Annotated in this window: 19 protein-coding genes; 7 read left to right on the top strand and 12 right to left on the bottom strand. The window is 65.3% G+C overall.

The window, feature by feature from the left end; genetic code table 11:
* Positions 1 to 88: 88 nt before the first annotated feature.
* Positions 89 to 2,182, top strand: a complete 2,094-nt coding sequence (gene pbpC / locus VF617_RS03935) for a penicillin-binding protein 1C (RefSeq protein ID WP_331013712.1) — start codon at positions 89 to 91, stop codon at positions 2,180 to 2,182.
* A gap of 154 nt (positions 2,183 to 2,336) precedes the next feature.
* Here the strand turns inward: pbpC and VF617_RS03930 are convergent, their stop codons facing one another.
* Positions 2,337 to 2,807, bottom strand: coding sequence for an outer membrane protein assembly factor BamE (locus VF617_RS03930; RefSeq protein WP_331013554.1), 471 nt, complete (start codon positions 2,805 to 2,807; stop codon positions 2,337 to 2,339).
* A 120-nt stretch (positions 2,808 to 2,927) separates the two neighbouring features.
* Here VF617_RS03930 and VF617_RS03925 point away from each other — a divergent pair, with 120 nt between their 5' ends.
* Together VF617_RS03925 and VF617_RS03920 are read left to right on the top strand one after the other, a co-directional pair.
* Positions 2,928 to 3,440 (top strand): ubiquinol-cytochrome C chaperone family protein, encoded by a 513-nt coding sequence (locus VF617_RS03925; RefSeq protein ID WP_331013553.1) that lies wholly within the window; start codon positions 2,928 to 2,930, stop codon positions 3,438 to 3,440.
* On the top strand, positions 3,437 to 3,967 hold the full coding sequence (locus VF617_RS03920) for a DUF177 domain-containing protein (RefSeq protein ID WP_331013552.1): 531 nt from the start codon (positions 3,437 to 3,439) through the stop codon (positions 3,965 to 3,967). The genes VF617_RS03925 and VF617_RS03920 overlap by 4 nt, the downstream gene beginning before the upstream one ends.
* 166 nt (positions 3,968 to 4,133) lie before the next feature.
* Here the strand turns inward: VF617_RS03920 and VF617_RS03915 are convergent, their stop codons facing one another.
* The gene (locus VF617_RS03915; RefSeq protein ID WP_331013551.1) at positions 4,134 to 4,778 is read right to left on the bottom strand and encodes a TetR/AcrR family transcriptional regulator; all 645 of its coding nucleotides are present in this window, start codon (positions 4,776 to 4,778) and stop codon (positions 4,134 to 4,136) included.
* Positions 4,779 to 4,914: 136 nt separating this feature from the next.
* Between VF617_RS03915 and VF617_RS03910 the strand changes: the two genes are divergently transcribed.
* Both VF617_RS03910 and VF617_RS03905 read left to right on the top strand, forming a co-directional pair.
* Positions 4,915 to 7,266, top strand: coding sequence for a TonB-dependent receptor (locus VF617_RS03910; RefSeq protein ID WP_331013550.1), 2,352 nt, complete (start codon positions 4,915 to 4,917; stop codon positions 7,264 to 7,266).
* A 66-nt stretch (positions 7,267 to 7,332) separates the two neighbouring features.
* Positions 7,333 to 8,598 carry a spinster family MFS transporter gene (locus VF617_RS03905; protein ID WP_414713944.1) on the top strand — a complete coding sequence of 422 codons (1,266 nt, stop codon included), beginning with the start codon at positions 7,333 to 7,335 and terminating at the stop codon, positions 8,596 to 8,598.
* A gap of 133 nt (positions 8,599 to 8,731) precedes the next feature.
* On the opposite strand, the gene VF617_RS03900 is transcribed toward VF617_RS03905, so the two are convergent.
* From VF617_RS03900 to rpmI, 9 genes are all read right to left on the bottom strand, one after another.
* Positions 8,732 to 10,303 carry a peptide chain release factor 3 gene (locus tag VF617_RS03900; protein ID WP_331013549.1) on the bottom strand — a complete coding sequence of 524 codons (1,572 nt, stop codon included), beginning with the start codon at positions 10,301 to 10,303 and terminating at the stop codon, positions 8,732 to 8,734.
* A gap of 42 nt (positions 10,304 to 10,345) precedes the next feature.
* A complete protein-coding gene (locus tag VF617_RS03895) occupies positions 10,346 to 11,194 on the bottom strand; it encodes an MBL fold metallo-hydrolase (RefSeq protein ID WP_331013548.1) in 849 nt (282 codons plus the stop codon).
* A gap of 63 nt (positions 11,195 to 11,257) precedes the next feature.
* A complete protein-coding gene (locus VF617_RS03890) occupies positions 11,258 to 12,004 on the bottom strand; it encodes an SDR family NAD(P)-dependent oxidoreductase (RefSeq protein WP_331013547.1) in 747 nt (248 codons plus the stop codon).
* A 12-nt stretch (positions 12,005 to 12,016) separates the two neighbouring features.
* On the bottom strand, positions 12,017 to 12,184 hold the full coding sequence (locus tag VF617_RS03885; RefSeq protein ID WP_331013710.1) for a hypothetical protein: 168 nt from the start codon (positions 12,182 to 12,184) through the stop codon (positions 12,017 to 12,019).
* A 131-nt stretch (positions 12,185 to 12,315) separates the two neighbouring features.
* Positions 12,316 to 14,787: a phenylalanine--tRNA ligase subunit beta gene (gene pheT / locus VF617_RS03880; protein WP_331013546.1), complete on the bottom strand. Its 2,472-nt coding sequence runs from the start codon at positions 14,785 to 14,787 to the stop codon at positions 12,316 to 12,318.
* Positions 14,784 to 15,863 carry a phenylalanine--tRNA ligase subunit alpha gene (gene pheS / locus VF617_RS03875; RefSeq protein ID WP_331013545.1) on the bottom strand — a complete coding sequence of 360 codons (1,080 nt, stop codon included), beginning with the start codon at positions 15,861 to 15,863 and terminating at the stop codon, positions 14,784 to 14,786. The genes pheT and pheS overlap by 4 nt, the downstream gene beginning before the upstream one ends.
* The gene (locus tag VF617_RS03870) at positions 15,860 to 16,675 is read right to left on the bottom strand and encodes an NYN domain-containing protein (RefSeq protein WP_331013544.1); all 816 of its coding nucleotides are present in this window, start codon (positions 16,673 to 16,675) and stop codon (positions 15,860 to 15,862) included. Before VF617_RS03870 ends, pheS begins: the two co-directional genes overlap by 4 nt.
* A gap of 112 nt (positions 16,676 to 16,787) precedes the next feature.
* Positions 16,788 to 17,177, bottom strand: a complete 390-nt coding sequence (gene rplT, locus VF617_RS03865; protein WP_331013543.1) for a 50S ribosomal protein L20 — start codon at positions 17,175 to 17,177, stop codon at positions 16,788 to 16,790.
* A 15-nt stretch (positions 17,178 to 17,192) separates the two neighbouring features.
* Entirely contained in the window at positions 17,193 to 17,396 is a 204-nt protein-coding gene (gene rpmI / locus VF617_RS03860) for a 50S ribosomal protein L35 (protein ID WP_100282718.1), read from the bottom strand.
* 162 nt (positions 17,397 to 17,558) lie between these two features.
* On the opposite strand from rpmI, the gene VF617_RS03855 reads away from it, so the two are divergent.
* The gene (locus VF617_RS03855; RefSeq protein ID WP_331013542.1) at positions 17,559 to 19,655 is read left to right on the top strand and encodes an AsmA family protein; all 2,097 of its coding nucleotides are present in this window, start codon (positions 17,559 to 17,561) and stop codon (positions 19,653 to 19,655) included.
* Between the two features lie 28 nt (positions 19,656 to 19,683).
* Here VF617_RS03855 and VF617_RS03850 read toward each other — a convergent pair whose 3' ends face one another.
* Positions 19,684 to 22,140: a DUF2339 domain-containing protein gene (locus VF617_RS03850; protein ID WP_331013541.1), complete on the bottom strand. Its 2,457-nt coding sequence runs from the start codon at positions 22,138 to 22,140 to the stop codon at positions 19,684 to 19,686.
* Between the two features lie 79 nt (positions 22,141 to 22,219).
* On the opposite strand from VF617_RS03850, the gene VF617_RS03845 reads away from it, so the two are divergent.
* A complete protein-coding gene (locus VF617_RS03845; RefSeq protein ID WP_331013540.1) occupies positions 22,220 to 22,897 on the top strand; it encodes a glutathione S-transferase family protein in 678 nt (225 codons plus the stop codon).
* The last annotated feature ends 11 nt before the right edge of the window (positions 22,898 to 22,908 follow it).

The raw sequence follows: 22,908 nt of genomic DNA, 5'->3' as shown, positions 1-22,908 counted from the left end.
CCCCGAACGGCTGCACGGCTGGGTATCGCGGCTGCGCGCAAGCTATCGCGAGAATGGCTGGCGCGGTGTCTTCACTCCGCGCCGGATCGTGATCGCCGGCGGATCCACGCTGCTGGCCCTCTTCGTCACGCTATGGTGGGTGACGCTGCCGCCGGCGCTTCCCGATTATGCCGCGGTGCGCGGAGCGTGGAAGCCTTCCGAAGCGTGGCTTTATGATCGGCACGGCAGGCTGATCGATTCGGCGCGCGTCGATTATCAGGCGCGGCGGCTGGGCTGGACCAGGCTGGAAGAAGTCTCGCCTGTCGCGCGCGAAGTGATCCTCGCGGCGGAGGACCGGCGCTTTCGGTCGCACGGGGGTATCGACTGGCGGGCGACTGCCGGCTCACTGCGCGCGCGCATGGCGGGCCAGCGCGCTCGGGGCGCCTCGACCTTGTCGATGCAGGTGGCCGCCTATCTCGCGCCCGAGCTCTCCGCGCCGGGCAATCGCGGGCTGATCGACAAGCTTCGCCAGATGCGCGCCGGCTCTGCGCTCGACGGGCGCTGGAGCAAGGATCAGATCCTAGAGGCGTATCTGAACCTGGCGGGGTTTCGCGGTGAAGCGCAGGGGATCGCGGCCGCGGCTCTCGGCCTGTTCGGCAAGACTCCGGCGGCGCTGAGCCGGGACGATGCGCTGCTGCTGGCAGCCCTGCTCCCCGATCCGCGCGCCGGGGCGACGAAGGTAGCGGCACGGGCCTGTGCGCTCAGCCGCGACATGGAGTGCAGCCGCTTCGCCGGGGCGGCTGCCTCAATGCTGGGTCCTGCGCGCAGCCTTGCGCTTGATCCGGGTCTCGCGCCGCACCTCTCCGCCGCCCTGCTCACCCAGCCGGGGGCGCGGATCAGAACTACGCTGGACCTCAACATTCAGCGCGCCGCGATCGCCGCATTGAAGCGGCAGCTCCAGGGGCTAGGCGGCACACGCGCGCGGGACGGGGCGGTGGTGGTGGTGGATAATGCCAGCGGCGATGTGCTTGCCTATGTCGGCGGGATCGGCGGGGAATCGACTGCTCCCGCAGTGGATGGCGCTGCGGCGTATCGCCAGGCCGGATCGACGCTCAAGCCGTTCCTCTACGCGCTGGGAATCGAGAAAGGCTATCTCACGGCCGCCTCCATCCTGGACGACTCGCCGGTCCAGCTCGACACGGCCTCGGGGCTCTACGTGCCCCAGAATTACGACAAGGCCTTCAAGGGGCCGGTCTCGGCGCGGATCGCCCTTGCCGGATCGCTGAACGTGCCCGCGGTGCGCACGCTGCTGCTGACCGGAGTCGATCCGTTTCGCGACAGGCTGTGGGACACCGGCTATCGCGGTCTGGTCGAGGACGGGCAATATTACGGCTATTCGCTCGCTTTGGGATCGGCCGAAGTGACCTTGATCGAGCAGGTCGCCGCCTATCGCAGCCTGGCGACCGGCGGGCGCTGGAGCCCCTTGGGGATGGTCTCGACCGGCAAGCGCGAGACTCCGCGCCGCATCGCCACGCCGCAAGCTGCGTGGATCGTAGCCGACATGCTCGCCGATCCCAATGCGCGCGCGGGAACTTTCGGGATCGATTCGGCGCTGCGGCTGCCGTTCTGGGCGGCCGCCAAGACGGGCACTTCCAAGGCGATGCGCGATAATTGGTGCATCGGCTTTTCGGACCGCTTCACGGTGGGGGTGTGGGTCGGCAATCTCGAAGGCGATCCGATGCGCGCCGTTTCGGGCACCAGTGGCGCGGCGCCGGTCTGGCGCGACTTGATGATGGCGTTGCATCAGGACGCGCCGGGCAAGGCTCCTCCGCGCCCTGCCGGAATCGAGCAGCGCGACATTTCCTTCGATCAGGGCATCGAGCAGCCGCGCCGCGAATATTTTATCGCCGGAACGGGGCTCACTCGAGTGGCCATGGCGCCGGCTGCATCGCGTCGGCCCCGTATCGTCAATCCGGTCGCGGGCAGCGTCTATGCGCTTGATCCGGATATCCCGCGCGACAATCAGCGGCTCGCGGTATCGGTGACGGGGGAGGTCCTCGGACATCGGCTGATGCTTGACAATGAGGAGTTGGGATCCGCCGATTCGCGCCCCCTGATCCTGGCGCCGCGGGGCCAGCATCGGCTTCGCCTGATCGACCTGGGGGGGCGGATCGTGGATCAGGTGCGCTTCACGATTCGCTGACGGACCGAAACGAGCGGCGGGGCGTTATCTCGCGCGGTTCCTTTTACCCCTTCAGGAACCGTGCTCACGGGCACCGGCCGCGTCGGGCGTATCACGGCGCGGCCGAACGGGGTGTGGGGCTTCCCTGAGCTGAACCGCCAGCAATCAATAGCGCTTATTGCCCGCTGCCGCCGCCAGGCGCGGCGCCGGGCGCCCCGACGGTGCCGATATTGCCGAACAGATCCTCGAAGAAGCCGCGCTTGCGGCCGAGCGTCGGAGTCTTCTTGCCATAGGGATCGATCGAGGCGATCAGTTCGGTGCCGGTGCGATCGACCGAGGCGACATTGCCCTTCGCGTCGAAGCGCACGCGCAGCGTCTGCTGCTCGCGGGCGCGGGGGCTGGTAAAGCCGAAATTGCTGCTGTCGCGCGAGATATAATACCACTCGCCTTCGTTGAACTGGCTGGTCAGGGTCGGGCGCCCCAGCGTCTGGAGGACCGATTCGCGATTATCGACGCCCGGCTGAATCGCATCGACCAGTTCCTTATCGACGACATAGCCCTGATGCGTGCGCACCGGGGTGCAGGCGGAAGTGCCGAGAGCGGCTGCCAGCAAGGCGGCGGCAAGCGCACGGGCGGGAATCGGCATAACTTCTCCAAGGACGAGGCAGGCGGACGCGCATTGCATCGCGCGGCCGTAGCCTCAATATGCTTCAAAATGCGGCCAAACAAGGTCGCAGCCCCTTTTGCGACGGACAGTGAAGGCATCATGCGACTTTTCCAGCGCCTCTTCGGCACGCCCGAACGCTGCACCGCGCCCCAATTGTACGAGGCGGTCGTGGCGCGCGGCCGAGAGCCGCACTGGTATGAAGCAGGCGCAGTGCCCGACACGATCGACGGGCGCTTCGACATGATCGCGGCGGTGCTGGCGATGGTGATGCTGCGGCTGGAGGGAGACCCCGAGGGCGTTCCGCAAAGCACGAAGCTTGCCGAATGCTTCATCGAAGACATGGACGGCCAGCTTCGCGAAATCGGGATCGGAGACATCGTCGTCGGCAAGCATCTGGGGCGGATGATGGGGATGCTGGGCGGGCGGCTGGGCGCCTATCGCGACGGGCTTGCGGCGGGATCGATCCGCGACGCGCTGGTGCGCAACGTCTATCGCGGCGCGGCGCCCGATGAGGCGGCGTTGGGGCATGTCGAGCGCGCGCTACTGGAATTGCGCGAGCGCTGGGACAATGCACCGACCGGCGTTTTCCTGGCCGGGGAGCTGCCCGCATGATCCCGCCCGAATTCTCGCGCCAGCATCGGCTGGACCAGATCGGGGCCGGAGAGAATCGCGTCTCGGTGAGAGCTGAGCCGCAGGAATGCGCCGCGTTGGCAAAACGCTTCGGCTTGGTGGCGATCGAATCGCTAAGCGCCGATTATGCTATTCGCCGCGATGCGACCGGGGTGGTCGCGCACGGCCATTTATCGGCGCGAGTGATGCAGAGTTGCTCGGTGACCGAGGACCGCCTCCCGGCGACCGTTGAGGAGGATTTCGCCCTCCGCTTCCTGCCCGAACCCGATTCCGAAGAGCTAGAAGAGGCCGAGCTTAGCGAAGACGAGTGCGACACCGTATTTTTCAGCGGCAGCGCGATCGATCTGGGCGAGGCCGCGGCCGAGACGCTGTTGCTGTCGCTCGATCCTTTCCCGCGAAGCCCGCGCGCGGCGGCGGTGCTCAAGGCCGCAGGGGTGGTCGGCGAGGACGAAGTGGCGCCGCTGGGCGCACTCGCGGGGCTCAAGGATTTGCTCGGCAAGAAGAGCTGAGGCGCGGAAGGTTGCCAAAGGGTACGCCAAGGAACGGCTTCGCACGGCGCGAATGTTCCCAATGTTCGCACTGGCCATGGGCATTACGGACCGGCGATTTCAAAGAGCGGTCGGTACTGCCGACCGGCCTAGCCAAGCAGGCGAAATCCTACATTGCAAGCCCTAGCTATTGCCCGGTCCCGATCCCGCGCGCGAGCATCGAGGCGATGGCGTCGGCGATCACTTCGGGGTCTTCATTGTCTTCCCAGACGCTGTAGCGCAGGCCCAGGAACACGTTCATCCCCATCAGCGCCCAGGCGTGCACTTCCGAAATGTCGCCCCGGATCTCACCGCGCGCCGCTGCGGCCTGAAGGCGCGCATGGATGCGCTCGGCGGTGGTGGCGTAATGCATGCGGAAGCTTTCGGGATCGACGAATTCGGCTTCGTCGATGATCCGGTAAATCTCCTTGTGCGCCCGGGCGAACTTGATGAAGTGGAGCAGGCCCGCGCGCTCGGCTTCGATCTGCCCCTGGGCGGCGCGGATCGCGGGACCGACATGCTCCTTGACCTGCTCGGACATGTCGCGGACGAGCGCGCGGAACACCGCGTCCTTCGAATCGAAATAGGTGTAGAAGCTGCCGAGCGCGACGCCGGCGCGGCGCGTGATCCCGCTGATCGAGCCCTCGTGGAAGCCCTTTTCCCCGAACTCCTCGGCCGCCGCGTCGAGAATAGCGCGGAGCGTACGCCGTCCGCGCGCCGTCCGCGGTTCCTTGCCGGCGCTGGCGGCATCCGCCCCGAAGGGCGTGTCAGCCGAAGGGGATGTGGCCGTCATGCCACGCCCGCTTGCCATTCGTACTCCTCCCCCAACATTCCCAAGTTGAAACCCGGTTCATGTTTCAGTATAGCGTCGGGCAACCGCATACAACCCGTCTTGAAGAACGGGTTCGCCACTTGGGGAGGAATACAAAATGTCACGCATCAATCCGTCTGTTCGCGCCGCGCTGTTCGCTGGCGCCGCTTTCGCCGCGCTCACTGCCGCGCCCGCTTTCGCACAGGACACCAATAGCGCCACCGCTGTCCAGACCACCGAATCCGAAGATACCTCGGTCGCCGAGGACGGCAGCATCATCGTCACGGCGCGCCGCCGCGAGGAAAGCCTGCTCGATGTGCCCATCGCCGTCACCGCGATCAGCGGTGCGCAACTCGAAGCTTCGGGCGCGATCGACATCACCGATGTCGCCCAGTCAACGCCCAACGTGACGATGGAAGTGTCACGCGGCACCAATTCGACTCTGTCGGCCTTCATTCGCGGCGTGGGCCAGCAGGACCCGGTCGCCGGCTTCGAAGCCGGCGTGGGCATCTATCTGGACGACGTGTATCTCAATCGCCCCCAGGCGGCGGTGCTCGATATCTATGACGTCGAGCGCATCGAAATCCTGCGCGGGCCGCAGGGCACGCTCTATGGCCGCAATACGATCGGCGGCGCAGTCAAATACGTGACGCGCCGGATCGGCGGCGACCCCGCGATGAAGGTGCGGGGCGCATATGGCAGCTACAATCAGGCCGACCTGGTGATCAGCGCCTCGGCCCCGCTAGGCGACAGCGGCTTCAAGGTGGGCGGCGCATTCGCGCGCCTTTCGCGCGGCGGCTTCGGCAAGAACCTGACGACGGGTCTGGACAATTACAACAAGGACATCTGGGCCGGCCGCGCCACGGTCGAGTTCGAGCCGAGCAATGAAGCCTATTTCCGCGTCTCGGGCGATTATACCAAGGACAAGAGCAACACGCGCGGCGGGCATCGGCTGATCCCGGGAATCGCCAGCGGCACTCCCGTGCTGGCCAATGTATTCGACTCGCGCGGCAATCTGCTCGATCCGCTCCAGGACGTTGAATCCTACGGCGTAACCGGCTTTTTCGAGCTAAAGCCCAGCGATTGGCTGACTTTCCGCTCGATCACCGGCTATCGCAAGGACGACAGCGCCACGCCGATCGATTTCGATGCGCTCAATGCGGTGCAGGTCGATGTGCCGGCATTCTACAACAACAAGCAGTTCAGCCAGGAAGCGCAGCTGCTGATCGACACCGGAGGCTTTTCGGGCCTTCTCGGCATCTATTACCTCGATGCCGAGGCGCGGACGGTGTTCGACGTGCGTCTGCCCGGCGGCGTGACAGCGCAGACGCTGGGGAATGTCTCCACGGATACGGTCGCGTTGTTCGGCGACTTCACCTATGACTTCAGCGAGATGTTCAGCATCTCGGCGGGCGGCCGCTACACCTGGGATCGCCGCGACGCGAAGGTGCTTCGCCGCACGTATCTGGGCGGCGGTTCGCCGATCTTCGGGGGTATCGGCACGCTCTTCGCCACGACTTCGGATTTTACCGGCAAGGCCGATTTCGCCAAGTTCACGCCGCGCGCTTCGGTGAGCTTCAAGCCCGCTTCGAACCACACGCTTTATGCAAGCTGGTCGCAGGGCTTCAAGGGCGGCGGCTTCGATCCGCGCGGCCAGACCAGCGCATGCCGAACCCCGGCGGGCGGGGCATGCAACGCGCAGCAGGTCTATGACTTCCTCGCCTTCGATCCCGAGAGCGTGACGAGCTACGAAATCGGCTACAAGGCTTCGGTCCTCGACCGCCGCCTGACCTTCGCGCTGGCCGCCTTCCAATCGGACTATACCGACGTGCAGGTGCCCGGCTCGATCGGCACCACCGTGGGCGGCGCCCAGACCTTTATCGGCATCACCACCAACGCAGGAAAGGCGCGTATCAAGGGCGTGGAGTTCGAAGGCAATGCGGTGCTCGCCCGCGATCTGGGCGCGACCGGCGGCTCGCTCAACCTCGGCTGGTCGCTCGGCTATATGGATGCGAAATATCTGAGCTTCATCGATGCGCGCGGGCTCGACGTCGCCAATCGCCGCAAGATTCAGAACACCCCGGATTGGACCGCGAGCAGCACGCTCGGCTATACCACCCCAATCGGCGAAGGCTCGCTCACGGTGAGCGGAACCGTATCGTATCGCGGTGCGTCGCAGCAATTCGAACTGCGCACGCCGATGCTCGACCAGCCGAGCTACACCCTGTTCGACGCGAATCTGGTGTGGGACATCAACGAGAATTTCTCGCTGGGCGTGCATGGCCGCAATCTGGGCAACAAGCGCTACATCGTCGCGGGCTATAACTTCCTCTCCCAGAACCCGGACACCGGCGATTTCCTCCGCAATGCCGGCGGCGCCTATATCCCGACGCTGGGCACCGAGGGCGTGCTGACCGCTTATTACGGCAACCCGCGCCAGATTTTCGGCACCGCTACGATCAAGTTCTAATCGGCCCTCCCTATCCACCACTTGGAGCCGGGCGTCGCCATCGACGCCCGGCTCCTTCCTTTCAGGATGCCGCCAGTGACGCCAGCAGAGACCGAAACGCCCGCCACCCCCGCCTATCGCGGAGTCGTGCTGGCGATGCTGCTGCTCGTCTACACCTTCAACTTCGTCGATCGGCAGATCCTCAGCATCCTGGCGCCCGGCATCATGACCGAGCTGCACTTGACCAAGGGCCAGATGGGGCTGCTGGGCGGGATCGCTTTCGCGTCGGTCTATTCGACCCTGGCCATCCCCTTGTCGCTGCTTGCCGACCGCACCAGCCGGACCTGGGTGATTACCGGCAGCCTGGCGGTGTGGAGCGGGTTCACGGCGCTGTGCGGACTGGCGGGAAGCTTTGGCCAGCTGTTCCTCTTCCGGCTCGGCGTAGGCGTGGGCGAGGCGGGGGGCGTTGCGCCGTCCTATGCCGTGATCGCCGATTACTTCCCTGCAAAGTCGCGGGCACGGGCGCTCGCGATCTATTCGCTTGGCATACCGCTCGGCTCGGCCGCGGGCGTGATGCTTGGGGGGCACATCGCCAAGGCAGTGGATTGGCGGACGGCCTTCATCACGGTCGGCTTGCTCGGCGTGGCGATCGCGCCGATCTTTCGGCTGATCGTTCGCGAAGCCCCGCGCGAGCGGAGTTCGGGCGGAACCGGCGTGAGTGCGGTCTTTGTGATCCTCGCGCGCAAGAAGAGCTTCTGGCTGCTGGCCTTCGGCGCTTCGGCCAGTTCGATGCTCGGCTATGGCCTGGCCTTCTGGCTGCCGACGCTGATGAAGGAGAGCTTCGGGCTCGATCCCGCCGAAACCGGCAATTTCTATGGCGCGATCCTGCTGCTGGGCGGGGTTGCCGGCGTGCTTGCAGGGGGCTTTATCGGCGACCGGCTCGGCGCGCGCGACAAGGCGGCCTATGGGCGCCTGCCCGCAATCGCGTTCGTGCTCGCGGTGCCGCTGTTCGCGGGGGGCATCCTGTCCGGCACGGTCACCGCGGCGTTCCTGTTCTTCGTGGTGCCGCAGGCGCTCGCCTATATCTGGCTGGGGCCGGTGATCTCGGCGGTCCAGCACTTGGTCCCCGCGCCGATGCGCGCCACGGCCTCGGCCTGCTTCCTGCTGATCAACAACCTTATCGGGCTCGGCGTGGGCATCTTCGTGCTCGGCGGGCTTGCCGATGTGCTGGAGCCGAGCTTCGGCGGAGAGGCGCTGCGCTATGCGATGCTATTCAGCCTCGTCTGCTATCTGGGCGCGGCGCTGCTGATGTGGCTGGCGGCCAAGCCGCTGCGCGAGGAATGGGTGGAGTAGGTAGTATGCCGACTCGGGCGATTCCTGAATCCCCAGGACGACGCAAGGCATAAGCGAGGCATATCCCGAGGGGTCGGACTTTGCGGGTAACCGGCAGGCCGGATGCGGCGGAAGCGTCCGGCCTGTTTCCTTATTACCGCTCGCGCGTGGCGGCGAACCGGACCTTCGGATAGCGATCGGTGATATAGCCGACTTCCCAGGCCGATTTGGCCATGAAGACCGGGTTATCGTCGCGGTCCCTCGCCATGGCGCCGCGGTTGAGCTCCATGAACGCCCTGAGATCGGCGGGGTCCTCGGCGGATATCCAGCGCGCGGTTTCGAACGGCGCCATCTCGAGCCCAGCTGCGACCTTGTATTCGGCATCGAGACGGCTGAGCAGCACTTCCAACTGGAGCTGGCCGACCACGCCGATGATCCAATTCGATCCGATATCTGGATAGAAGACCTGAGTGACGCCTTCCTCGGCCATGTCGTCCAGCGCCTTGCGGAGCTGCTTGGTCTTGGTTGGGTCCTTGAGCTGGACACGGCGGAGGATTTCGGGGGCGAAATTGGGCAGGCCGGTGAAGCGGACATCGGCCTTTTCGCTGAGCGTGTCGCCGACGCGCAGCACGCCGTGGTTAGGGATGCCGATGATGTCGCCGGGAAACGCTTCGTCGGCAAGCTCACGCTCGCGCGCGAAGAACAGGATCGGCGAGTGGATCGCGATCGGCTTGCCGTGCCCGGTGGGGATCAGCTTCATGCCGCGCTTGAAGGTGCCCGAGACCAGCCGCATGAATGCGATGCGGTCGCGGTGGTTGGGGTCCATGTTTGCCTGGACCTTGAATACGAAGCCGGTGACTTCATCGCGGGAAGGATCGACCGGAGCGGGCTCGGCGGGCTGGGGGCGCGGCGAGGGCGCGAAACCGGCTATCGCATCGATCAGCGTGTCGACGCTGAATTCCTTGAGCGCCGAGCCGAAATAGACCGGGGTGAGATCGCCATTGCGATAGGCTTCCGCGTCGAATTCGGGATAGCCGGCCATTGCCAGTTCGGCATCCTCGCGCAGCTTGGCGACGCCATCGGCCGAGAGAATCATATCGAGCTTCGGGTCATCCAGCCCGGTGGTTTTTTCGACCTTTCCGTTGAATTCGCGGCTGCCCCCTTCGGGCAGCAACAGCCGGTTCCCGACCAGATCGTAAATGCCTTCGAACTCGCCGCCCATCCCGACCGGCCAGTTCATCGGCGTCACGTCGAGCGCCAGCATGTCGGCGATCTCGTCGAGCGTCTCGAACACCGAACGGCCTTCGCGATCGACCTTGTTGACGAAGGTGATGATCGGAACGCTGCGCAGCCGGCAGACTTCGAACAGCTTGCGCGTCTGCGGCTCGATGCCCTTGGCTGCATCGATCACCATTACAGCCGAATCGACCGCGGTCAGCGTGCGATAGGTGTCTTCCGAAAAGTCCTCATGGCCCGGCGTGTCGAGCAGGTTGAAGGTCAATCCCTGGCGCTCGAACGTCATGACCGAGGACGTGACCGAGATGCCGCGCTGCTGCTCGATCTTCATCCAGTCGGATCGGGCGCGGCGCGCCTGGCCCCGCGCCTTCACTTCGCCGGCCAAGTGTATCGCGCCGCCGAACAGCAGCAGCTTCTCGGTCAGCGTGGTCTTGCCCGCGTCGGGATGCGAGATGATCGCGAAGGTGCGGCGGTCGTTGGCAATCGGCATCGCGCGCCTCTAGCCGCTCAAACGGCCAGCGTCACCTGCCGGCTATAATGGCTGACCGGCGGCACAGCGTTCGAACTCGACCGGATCGTGCGCGCAAACGATCTGCACTTCACCCGGCCGGTCGAGCGACAAGGCGCGCAGCCGCTGCTGGTTGAGCAGCCGATCGCGCCGCGACACTTCCATCATCGTCTGATAGCCGCGCAGCCCTGGCGTGCAGTGACGTTTCGCCCGGCGCATCTCGCCGCGATAGAAATAGGCGTCGCCCGCATGGAGCAGCCAGCGCTCGCCGGTGTCGATCGCCACGCCCGCATGGCCCCATGTATGCCCCGGCAACGGGACGAGCAGGATTTCGGGCGGCAGCCCCTCGAGGCCGCGCACCGCATCGAAGCCGAACCACGGCTCGCCCGTGCCGGCATAGCGACGCCAGCCCTGCACATCGTTGAGCTGCGACGGCCGATAGCGATTGCGAGGCACGAAGCCCGATCGGGGTCCCGTCGCCGCGGCGAATTCCTTCTCCATGACGTGGACCAGCGCGTTGGGGAAATCCTCGAGCCCGCCGGCGTGGTCGAAATCGAGGTGGGTCAGCACGATATGCCGCACGTCGAGCGGATCGAGCCCGAGCGCTTCGATCTGGCGGAACGCCGTCTCTTCCTCGCGCAGCCGAATGTTCAGCAGTCCGCGCATGAAGCGCGTGATCCGCGCAGGGTCGCGATGGGGGTGATCCACGTCGCGCAGGCCATAGCCGGTATCGATCAGCACAAGGCCGTGCGCGTCGGTTTCGATCAGCAGGCAATGGCAGACCAGATGGCCCAGCGGCCCCATGCTCCGCCCGTCGAACAGCGCCCCGCCAAACGGGCAATCGGTGCCACAATTGAGATGATGGACGCGCATCGGCTTTTCCCTTCATTCCGGCGAACGAAGGAAAAGCTTTGCGGTTCAGCGATCTAACAATGGTTAGGGAGTTTCCCGATGCACGGCGAAGCCCTGCCAGCTCTGATTGACCGGCATCAGCTCCAGGCTGTTGATGTTGAGGTGCGGGGGCAGCGTGGCGACCCAGAGCAGGGTATCCGCGATATCCTCGGCAGTCATCGGATCGACGCCGCCATAGAGCTTGTCCGATGCTTCCTGGCTGCCGGTGCGCACCAGAGTGAATTCGGTCTCCGCCATTCCAGGCTCGATCGAAGTGACGCGGACTCCGGCGCCGTGGAGATCGGCGCGCAGATCGAGGCTGAACTGGCGGACGAACGCCTTGGTGGCCGCGTATACGTTGCCGCCGGGATAGGGATAGGTCGCCGCAACCGATGAGAGATTGATGATCGCGCCCTTGCGCTCGACGATCTGGGGAAGGAGCTTGTGAGTCATCGAGACCAGCGCGCTGACATTGGTGTCGATCATCGTCATCCAATTGGACAGGCTCGCCTTGTGCGCGGGTTCGAGGCCGAGGGCCAGGCCGGCATTGTTGATGAGCAGATCGATGTCGCGGAACGCGGGGGGCAGGGCATCGAGCGAGGCATCGCGCGCGGCTTCGTCGCGGACATCGAATTCGGCGCCATGGAAGCGCTCGCCGAGTTCCGCGGCAAGCCTGGCGAGACGATCGGCACGCCGGCCCGTGCCGACAACATGCCAGCCGGCATCGACGAAGGCGCGCGCAGTCGCTTCGCCAATTCCTGCGGTCGCGCCGGTGATGAGTGCGGTGGGCATGATTTTTTCCTTTCAATCCTCCCCCGGAGGGGGAGGGGGACCGCCAAAGGCGGTGGAGGGGTAGTCGCCGCAGGCGGTGCCGACAATATGAATGACGACGGCTTCAAAGTCGCCCAGCACCTCTTGTGCCCGAATACGTAGAACCTTCACCCCACGCGCCGCGAGCCACGCGTCCCGGATGGCATCCCGCTGCGGGCGATCTCCTCGTTCATGTGCTTCGCCATTAACTCGACCACCAGCCGTTGGGCGGCGCAGAAGAAATCGAGGATTGTGGCGACTACCCCTCCCCCTCCCCCTCCGGGGAGGATTACTTACCCCCTCAGCGTCGCACCAAGCTTGCTCGCGGCCGCAACGACCTTGTCGGCCAGCGCCTTGATCTCTTCGTCGGTGAAGCTCTTTTCATTGGGCTGGAGCGCCACTTCCACCGCGAGCGACTTGTGGCCCTCGGGCACGCCGTGGCCGGTGAACAAGTCGAACAGGCGGGCGTCGGTGATCGCGGCCTTGTCGGCACCCTTGACCGCGCGGACCAAGTCGGCGGCAGCGAGGGCATGGGGCACGAGGAAGGCGAAATCCCGGGTTACGCCCTGGAGCGCAGGGGGTGCATAGGCCGCGCGCATGAAGCCGGTGCTGCCCTTTTTCAGGGGAAGCGCGTCGAGATAGAGTTCGACCGCGGCTACATCCCCGTCGAGGTCAAATGCCCTGAGGACGCTGGGATGCACCATCCCAAAGGCGGCGAGCACGGTCTTGGGACCGAGCCGCAGGGTAGCGGATTGGCCGGGGTGATAGACTTGTCCCGCCTCCCCCATGACCTGCAGGTTCGCGACGGGAGCGCCGGCGGCTTCGAGCAAGGCGAGGGCTTCGGCCTTGGCGTCGAACGCGCCGAAGCCCTGCGCCTTGCCGGCTTGCCAGCCACGGGAAGTGCGGGCTCCGGCAAGGACGATTCCGAGGGTGAGGCGTTCCTGGTCGACAAGGTAGCGGCGGCCGAGTTCGAAGACGCGCACCGACTGCGCGCCCCGCTTCAGATTGCGTTCGGCGGCGGCAAGCAGGCCGGGCAACAGCGAGGGCCGCATGACCTTCATGTCCTCGCTGATCGGGTTGGCGAGGGTCCAGGCGCCGCCGCCGAAGGGTGCGGCTTCCGCTTCGGAGATGAAGCTCCAGGTTACTGCCTCGTGAAGTCCGCGAGCGGCGGCGGTGCGGCGAAGCTTGCGTTCGAGTTTCTGCTCGATGGTTGCGGTCGGCCGAGCGACGCCTGGGACGCGGGGGAGTGGCACTGACGGAACGTTGTCGACCCCGGCGATGCGGATGACTTCCTCGACCAGATCCGGCGCGCCATCCACGTCACGGCGCCAGCTTGGGACGCGCACGTTCCAGCCGTCAACCACGAAGCCGAGGCGTTCGAGGATCGCTTTCTGCTCGTCCTCGGGCACGGCGAGGCCACCGAGCGTTTCGGCGAGCGTCGGATCGTAGGCGACGATCTTGTTCGGGACCGGAGCCGCGCCCGAGCGAGTGACTTCGCTCGCGGCGCCGCCGCAGATCTGCGTGATCATCCGCGCCGCGATGGCGATGCCGTCATCGAGGAACGCGGGATCGACGCCGCGCTCAAAGCGGGTGCGGGCATCGCTGGCAAGCATCAGTTTCTGGCCGGTGCGGGCGATGTGCTCGGGATCGAAATAGGCGCATTCGATCAGCACGTCGGTGGTGCCGTCCGAGCAGCCCGAATGCTCGCCGCCCATGATGCCGCCGATATCGTGCACGGCCTCGTCGTCGGCGATGACGGTCATTGCCGAAGTAAGCGCATAGGTCTTGCCGTTGAGCGCAAGAACCTGTTCGCCGTTTCTTGCCTTGCGCGCGACCAGCGGGCCCTTGAGCCTGGCGCGGTCATAGACGTGCAAGGGACGGCCGAGATCGATCATCACGTAATTGGTGATGTCGACCAGCGCGGAGATGGGCTTCTGGCCGATCGCGGCGAGACGCTTGCGCATCCATTCTGGCGCTTCGCCATTGGTGACGCCGCTGACTGACTGGCCGAAGAATGCGGGGCAGCCTTCGGGGTCCTGGGTGGCGATATCGGGGCCGGGGCCATTGGTGGCTACGCTCAAATCCGCTCGTGCTGAGCTTGTCGAAGCACTGCCGTCCGCGTGCGATGCGCTTGCGGCGAGGGACCCTTCGACAGGCTCAGGGTGAGCGGAGGTGGGGGCTGACGGAACCGCCAAGGGCTTGAGCGTGCCGAGGCCGGCGGCGGCGAGATCGCGGGCGATGCCGCGGACGCCCATGCAATCCTGGCGGTTAGGCGTGATCGATACGTCGATCACGGGATCGTTCAGGCCGGCATAATCGGGGAATGGCGCGCCGACCGGGGCATCGGCGGGAAGCTCGATGATGCCCTCATGGTCTTCGCCAAGCTCCAGCTCGCGGGTCGAGCACATCATGCCGTTCGATTCGACTCCGCGCACTGCCGCGACCTTGAGCTGCATGCCGTTGGCGGGGACGATCGCGCCGGGAAGGCCGAGCACCCCGACCAGGCCCGCGCGAGCATTAGGCGCGCCGCAGACGATAGTGAGCGGATCGCCCTCACCCGTGTCGACTGTGAGCACCTGCAATTTGTCAGCCTGCGGATGGCGCTCCGCGGTCAGGACCCTGGCGACGCGGAAGCCGGCGAGCTTTTCGCCCGGATTCTCGACGCCTTCGACTTCGAGGCCGACGCGAGTCAGCGCCTCGACGACGGTGTCGAGTTCGGCGCTGGTTTCGAGATGCTCCTTGAGCCAGCCCAGCGTGAACTTCATGCGCCGACTCCCCCGCTCAAAGTGGGCACGTCGAGCGCGGAGAAGCCGTAGTGCTTGAGCCAGCGCAAATCGCCGTCGAAAAAGGCGCGCAGATCGTCCATTCCGTATTTGAGCATCGCGAGACGATCGATCCCGCAGCCGAAGGCGAAGCCCTGCCACTTGTCGGGATCATAGCCGCCGGCTTCTATCACCTTGCGGTGGACCATGCCGGAGCCGAGCACTTCCATCCAGCCTTCGGAACCGCCGATCACGCGCTTGCCGTTTACGACCGAGAAGCCGACATCGACTTCGGCCGATGGCTCGGTGAAGGGGAAGTAGCTGGGGCGCAGGCGGAGCACGATGTCGTCGCGTTCGAAGAATGCCTTGAGGAAGGTCTCGAGTGTCCACTTCAGGTGGCCCAGGGTAATTCCCTTGTCGATCACGAGCCCTTCGACCTGGTGGAACATCGGGGTGTGGGTGGCATCCGAGTCCGAGCGATAGGTGCGGCCGGGCGCAATGATGCGGATGGGCTTCTCGCCGCCCGCGGCCTTCATCGCGCGGATCTGCACCGGGCTGGTATGCGTGCGCAGCACCATCGGCTGCTCGTGCTCGCCGGCGAGATAGAAAGTGTCGTGCATCGCCCGCGCGGGGTGCGTCTCCGGGATGTTGAGTGCCGTGAAATTGTGCCAATCGTCCTCGATCTCGGGGCCGGTTGCGACCGCGAACCCGAGATCGGCGAAGATCTCCGCGAGTTCGTCCATCACCTGGCTCACCGGGTGGACGGTGCCGGGGGCCAGCGCATCGACCGGAAGCGTCATGTCGAGCGTTTCGCTGGCGAGGCGCGCGTCCATCGCGAGCCGCTCCAGGGTGGATTTGCGGGCAGCGAGCGCCTCCGTGACCGCTTCACGCAAGCCGTGAATTCGCGGACCGGTTTCTTGTCGTTCCTCCGGGCTCATGCCGCCCAGCGTCTTGAGCAGGCCAGTGACCGCGCCCTGCTTGCCAAGCGCATGGATTCGGATCGCCTCCACGGCCTCAAGGCCGCTCGCGGCTTCGATCGAGCCGAGCAGATCCTGGCGGAGATGGTCAAGGTCGGTCATAGATTGCTCTCCGCCCGTCCACGCAATGCGCCCAGAGCATCTATCCTGAATTGCTTCCGCTCCTGGTCCGTCAAGGCACGGCCCAATCTTGCCTTCGCAAGGCCCAGGATGGGCCGATCGAAATCGGAGGGAAGCTGATTTCGATTGTCGGCGGCAAATTTGCAGATGTCCCCCGCTTCCTGTGGGGAGAGCGCTGCAATCTGCTGCCGAATAATCGAGGTAAGAGGATCGTCGCCCGATCCTTCGCCATTGGGATCAGTTTGCAGGGCCTCTTGAACGGATAGCCACGGTGAAACTTTCGTCTTTCCCCATTCGCGAACAGTGTCCGCTTCTGCAAGCAGATCAGGGGACTGGGAGCCGCGCGATGGCTCGATACCAAGTAAATGGACGCGAATTCCGAAACTCTGAGCGACCTGGACACCGACGCGGAGGTCTTCATCGCCGGCAAGAATCAGGGCGTCTGAGATCGCGCGGCCCCGTGCCAACTCGATTAGGTCGGTCACTATCAGTGAATCGACACCTTTTTGCTCCCCGCGGCTATTCACCGTACCGAAGCGACATTTGACGTTTGGGGTGTCGGCGAGCGCTCGCTGCTCGACGGTCGGCGCGCCCCCGCGTGTGAGGCCATCGTACCAGTAGACGCGAAGAAGCCGACCATCGGGCTCCAAGATTCTTGCCTCTTCCAAGAGGTCTGAAATCATTGCAGGGACGTTCAGACGAACCGATACCCTTGGCTTTTTGCGCCCCGCGATAAGTGCGGAGCCTTGCGCATAAAGGTATCCGGCATCAACGAAGACTGCGATTTGGAGCACGGAAATTCTCCGGATACGAAAAAGGGCCCCCGCAGGGGCCCTTAAATAAATACCCCGGGGTGAACCCCGAAGCAGGTAGCTGACATAGGCGAAATAGTCGCCTATGTCAAGATCAGGCGGCCTGGGGCAGAGCCGCCCCTTCGACGCCGCTCAGGGCATGCTTCGCCTGCGCGATGATGGCGGTAAACGCTTCACCTTCGTGCATCGCGATGTCGGCCAGAACTTTCCGGTCGAGTTCCACGCCGGCGAGCTTGAGCCCGTGCATGAACTGCGAATAGGTCAGGCCCTCGGCGCGGACGCCGGCGTTGATGCGCTGGATCCACAGGCCGCGGAACGTGCGCTTCTTAACCTTGCGGTCGCGATACGCATATTGGCCGGCCTTTTCGACGGCCTGGCGCGCGATGCGGATCGTGTTCTTGCGACGGCCGCGATAGCCCTTCGCCTGTTCGAGGATATTCTTGTGCTTGGCGCGGGTGGTTACACCCCGTTTGACGCGTGCCATGGTTCCGGGCCTCCCTTACTTCAAGCCGTACGGAGCCCAGCCGACCACGCGTGCGGTGTCGGCATGAGCGAGCACGGAGGTGCCGCGGTTCTGGCGGATATATTTGGCATTGTGGCTGATCAGGCGGTGGCGCTTGCCGGCGAAGCCGTGCTTGATCTTGCCCGTCGCGGTGAATTTGAAGCGCTTCTTCACACCGCTCTTGGTCTTGAGCTTGGGCATTTTCGTCTCCTTATGCTCTCGAACATGCGAACAGCCGCGGCAGCCCTTGATGGCCGGGCGTGTTCCTAGACGTTTCGAGGAAAGGCGGGCGCATAGCGAGAGTGGCGCTGCAATGCAACCTGAGTCGGGAACCCTGAGGCACTTACGAGGCTTATCCCCCTAATGGCAGAAGAGATCGCAACGGCAAAACCCATACGCACGCTTGGCACGCCGCTGGCCTCTACGATCGCGGTACTCACCACGATCCTGGGGCTGATCGTGCTTGCCTGGACAATCCTGTTCGTCACCAAGGGGCGCTTCCTGAAAGGGCCGTTCGAGCGGATGGTTGCGTCACAGACGCAGCGCGAAGTGAAGGTCGCGGGCGATTTCCAGCTCTATTTCGCACCGTTCAACGTCAAGTTCGTCGCCGAAGGGATGCGCATCTCGAATCCACAATGGGCGGGTCGGGGCGATTTCTTCCGGGCGAAAAAGGTCGATTCCCGGATTTCGACCTGGAGCCTGATCACGGGAAATCGGCGGATCAACTGGCTGGGGCTGGAGGACGGCCATCTGGACTTGCAATGGGACAAGGCCGGCAAGCGCAACAGCTGGACCTTCAACGAGGAGAAGGGCGAGCCGCTCGAGCTGCCGCTGATCCGTCGCGCCCTCGTTCAGGGGACGATGATCCGTTACCTGGATCCGCGGATGCGGATAGAGGCGGGCATCCGCGTTCACACGGTCGAGGCGAAGGACACGCAGTTCGCGAGCTCGATCGGTTTCGACGGCACAGGGACGGTGCGGGGCACGCGCTTCGTGATGAATGGCGCGCTGTTGACTCCCAATGCGACCGTTTCCGGTGGCAAGAACGAGCTCAAGCTCCATGCCGAGGCGGTGCGCACCCAGATCGACTTGTCGGGTACCTTGCCCGGCGCGACCGAAATCGAGGGCGCGGACCTCCATTTGGATATGCGCGGGCAGAATCTCGCTGATGCCTTTTCGCTGATCGGCGTCGCGGTGCCCGACACTCGCCTCTATCGTTTCCGCTCAGAGCTTACGAAGGCCGGAAACGAATGGCGCCTGACGCGGCTGAGGGGCCGATTCGGTGACAGCGATCTGGCCGGCAAGGTGACCGTGGCTATGACGCAGCCCCGGCTGATGCTTACCGCCGATCTGGCGACTCGCATGCTCGACATCGTCGATGCCGGGCCGTTTATCGGATATAGTCCGCAAGCCTCGGCAGCGGGTGCGGTGGTGACGCGCGCGGCGGGGGCGCCACGCATCCTGCCCGATGCGCCGCTGCGGGTGGAGGCGCTGAGAAATTTCGACGCCAAGGTGAACTGGACGGTGCGCAGCGTCCGCGCCGAGCGCCTGCCAATCTCGAACCTCAAATTGGGCCTGACGCTCGACGACCGGCTGCTCAAGCTAAGTCCGCTCAATTTCAGCCTGGCGCGGGGCACGGTGAATTCGGACATCCGCATCAATGCGCGCCGCCAGCCGGTGTTCACCGAATACGATATCCGGCTTTCGCCGACGCCGATGGGCGTGTTGCTCGCGGGCTTCGGCGTGGAGGAATCGGGGACGACGGGCACCTTGAAGGCCCGCGTCGAGCTGACCGGCACCGGCAACAGCGTCCGTGATTCGCTCGCCAGCTCGAACGGGCGCATCGCCATAATCCTGCCCAAAGGGGCATTCTGGACGCGCAACGTGCAGCTCGCCGAGCTCGATGTGGGCACCTTCGTCCAGAAAATGTTCGAGAAGAAGCTGAAAGAGCCGGTGCAGATCAATTGCGGGCTGATCGGGTTTACCGTGCGGGGCGGGATCGCGGCGGCGGATCCGATCCTGATAGATACGGAAAAGAGCGTGATGACCGCGCGCGGCGGCTTCAGCTTCAAGAACGAGACGATCGACCTGGCCTTCCGGGCGGACAGCAAGAAATTCAGCCTGTTCGCAGGGCAGTCGCCGGTTGCGATCAACGGCTTTTTCGCCGCGCCTGGCATCAACCCGATCTCGGGTGAATTGCTGGCGCGCGCCGGGGTTGGCCTAGGGCTGGGACTAGTCGCCAGCCCGCTCGCAGCGGTGATTGCCTTTGTCGATGTCGGCGACGCGAAAGCGGCGGATTGCGGACCGGTGCTCTCCGGCGCTTCGGCGCGATCGCAGCGCGACGAAAAGGGCCGCCCGCGCAACGATGTAGGGCGCGGGACGACCGCCAAATCCGAAAGCGGCAAGCAATCGGGGGACGAGAAGAAGAAACAGCGCAAGAAGTTTCTGGGGATTTTCTGAGGACCGCGCTGCGGTGGCCGTCAGTTAGTTAAACCGCCGACTTTCCCAGGAAGCGGTTATACGCCCAGCCTATCCCGATCAGCGCGGTGCCCAGCCCGAGGAACGAGAGGATGCGGAGCAGTCCGTCGAGCGCGGCGGCGTCGATCAGGAATACCTTGAAGGTGACCAGGGTGAGCAGAGCCAGGCCCGCCACGCGCAGATCGTGCTTCGCGGCGGTGATGCCGCGCCACAGCCAGAAGAGCGAGACACCGAGCAGGGCTGCCGAATAGCCGGTGTTCTCCGCGGTGCCCATGGGGCCGGTGAGGACCGCCCCGTGCGCTGCCTGGCGGACCGTAACGACGACTGCGGCCAGCGTCAGGGCGGCGGCGATGGCGCGCGTCGCGCGACTGGCGGGCAAGGTCCAGAACCAGAAGGCCACCAGCGCGGCATGGAGCGTGGCGGCGTTGAGCAACGGGAACCCGCCGACCGATTGCGGCTCGATCGCGGGATTGAGCAGCAGCAGATCGAACCAGGCGAAGCGGGCGAGGCCGAGCGTTACCAGCGATGTGGCAAGCAACGGCAAGCTGCCCCGGCGCAGCAGCAGCCAGCCGGCGGCGAGGCAGGATTGGGTGAGCAAGGCGCGCTCGAAAAAGCCCAGTTCGACGAAGCGGGGCAAGGTGGCGATCGCGAGCGGCTGCTTGGCGAGCGCATAGAGCAAAAGGAGCGCCGTTACCGCCGCGACTGCGCCGACGAAGCGGCGGACGCGGCCATAATGGCGCGGATCGACGAGGAGCATCACCGCAACGCCCGTTGGCAAAGCGAGCGCGCGAAGCAGTTCCGCAATTTCGGGGAGCAGGCGATAGGGAAGGCGTTCGTCGATGAGCGAGGCGAGGACCAGATTGGCGAATTGCGCCAGCGGCCACAATGCCGCGACCAAGGCGGCCATGAAGGGATAAGCGGGAAGCTCGAACAACTTGGGCGCGCGCGCATGCCTTGCCCAGGCGGCAAGCCCGGCCATGACCAGCGCGAGTGGGATTGCCAGCCATTCCACCGCCACGAACTGCGCCATGCCGAGTGCGGCCAGCAATGCCGTGAGCGCGGTGGCGGCAGTGAGAGAGGGGCCGCCATCGGTGGAACGAAGCCGCCAAGCGAGGCTGGCCATCGCGCCGGCGGCCGCGAGCTCGAGCAGGCCCCAGTTCCAGTCGGCGAGCAGCGAAGGGGCAGTTGCGTGCGCCGCCAGCAGCGGCCCTGTGGTTCCGAGCATCGCCACCGCCGCCCAGCCGCGCGAGCGGCCGGCCAGCAGATGCCCGGGGATCGCGAAGAGCAGAGCCGCGATGGCCGCCGCCAATGGCGTAGCGCGGGCCTCGGGCTGGAGAAACGCGAGGCATTCGAGGAGCAGGACCAGGCCCGCCGAAGCGATCGCGGCTGGCAGATAGAGCGAATCGCGCCAGGCGAGGAACAAAGTGGCCGCGGCCAGCACCAAATAGAAGCTCCAGGCCAGCGCGCCGAAATCGAGCGCAGGCGCCAGCGCCACGAGCTGGATGAACCCTGCTATCAGCGGAGCGAGGCGGAGCCATGGGCTTCGCAGGCCCGTTGCCGGCAAGGATGCGCTCGATCCTGCGGCGAGCAGCATGGTGAAGGCGCCGATGGCCGCGAGGTCACCCGCCTGTCCGGCCTGTGCGAGGATCAGGAAATTGATCCAGCCGAACCCGGCAATGCTGGCGGCAAGCGCAAGCCAGCCCCAGCCGCGGCGGACCGCGAGGCCGAAAAGGGCTGCGACGAGCAAGGCGAGATAGACCAATAACGGCCCTGTCCCGATCGCGTCGAACCCCGCGAGCAATGGAGCCATGAAGCCCCCGAGCAACGCCATCACCGCAGTGGGCGGGCCGTGGCGAAGCGACAGGGCCAAAGCGAGGCCGGTGACCAGCAGGACTGCGAGGAAAGCGGGGGCAGGCGCGATCAGATGATAGAGCGCCGCGGCCAGATACAGCGTCGCATAAAGGCTCGCGACGCCGGCCCCGGCGAGCACCTGTGCGATGCGCGGATCGTCGCTGGTGGCGGGCAGGCGGCGCGCGACTTCGCTGGCGGCGATCAGCGCCACTGCGAAGAGCGCGGCGAGGATGGTGCGCGCGGCGGGGCCGAGCAGGCCGTTATCGATCGAGAAGCGCACGAGGAAGAAGCCGGCGAGGACGAGCGCCGCGCCGCCGATCCAGATGGGCAGGCGGCCGCCGATCAGCGCTTCGAGGCTGAAGCGCGGCTCTGACGGGATTGGCGGTTCGGGAGCAGGCTTGGGTTCGGGTGTTTCTACTCGGGCAGCGGGAGGCGGGGCGGCGAGGGGGGGCGCGGGGGTTTTGGGCTGCGGAGCGGGAGTTCGGATCAATCGCAGCTCGATCCCGGCCAGCAGCGATTCGACTCTCCGCAGCTCTTGCTCCAGAAAGTTCACGCGCCGCAGGATGAAGGCAAAAGCCGCAGCGACGCCGAGCGCGAGAAGGATCGTCCATCCCATCGCGCCCGTCCATCGCACAGCCGCGCGGCCCTGTCGCGCACCTAGGGCAGTTTTTTGAGCAAAAGGGGGGAGGTGCCAAGTGATTGTTTTCGGATCGACTTTGTCTCCATACGTGCGGAAATGCATGGTCTTTGGCGCGGAGAAGGGGCTTGAGCTGGAGCTGCGCGCAGCAGGACTCGGCAAGGGCGGGCCCGAATTCGAGGCGGCAAGCCCGTTCGGCAAGATGCCGGGCTTCAAGGACGGCGACTTCCTGATTTCCGATTCGACGGCGATCGTCACTTATCTGGAGGCCCGGCATCCCGAGCCCGATCTGATTCCAGCCGAGCCCCGCGCCCGCGCCCGGACGATCTGGTATGACGAATTGGCGGATACTTTGATGATGGCGGCGGGGTCTGCGATTTTCGGCAACCGGTTTGTGCGGCCGCGGGTGCTGAAGCAGGAATGCGATCACAACGCCGCGGACCATGCCGAGCGCGAACTGCTGCCGCCGATCCTTGCCTATCTGGAGAAAATGATCCCCGAGAGCGGATTTCTGGTGGAGGACCGCATCACCCTGGCCGACATCGCCGTCGCGAGCCCGCTCGCCACCTTGGGCTGTATCGGCGTGACCGTGGACCGTTCGCTATATCCCAAGACCGCCGCCTGGGCGCTGGCGATGCACCAACGGCCGAGCTTCGCCGCGATACTCGCCAGGGATCATGCCGTGGTGGAAGCAATGGGCGGGCCGATCGTTGGAAATGGCGGCAAGAAGAGCTAGGCGGATAGGCG

Origin of the sequence: Sphingomonas sp., from assembly GCF_036388215.1 — a bacterium.
Classification (GTDB): domain Bacteria; phylum Pseudomonadota; class Alphaproteobacteria; order Sphingomonadales; family Sphingomonadaceae; genus Sphingomonas.
This window is presented reverse-complemented; position numbering and strand designations above follow the sequence as displayed.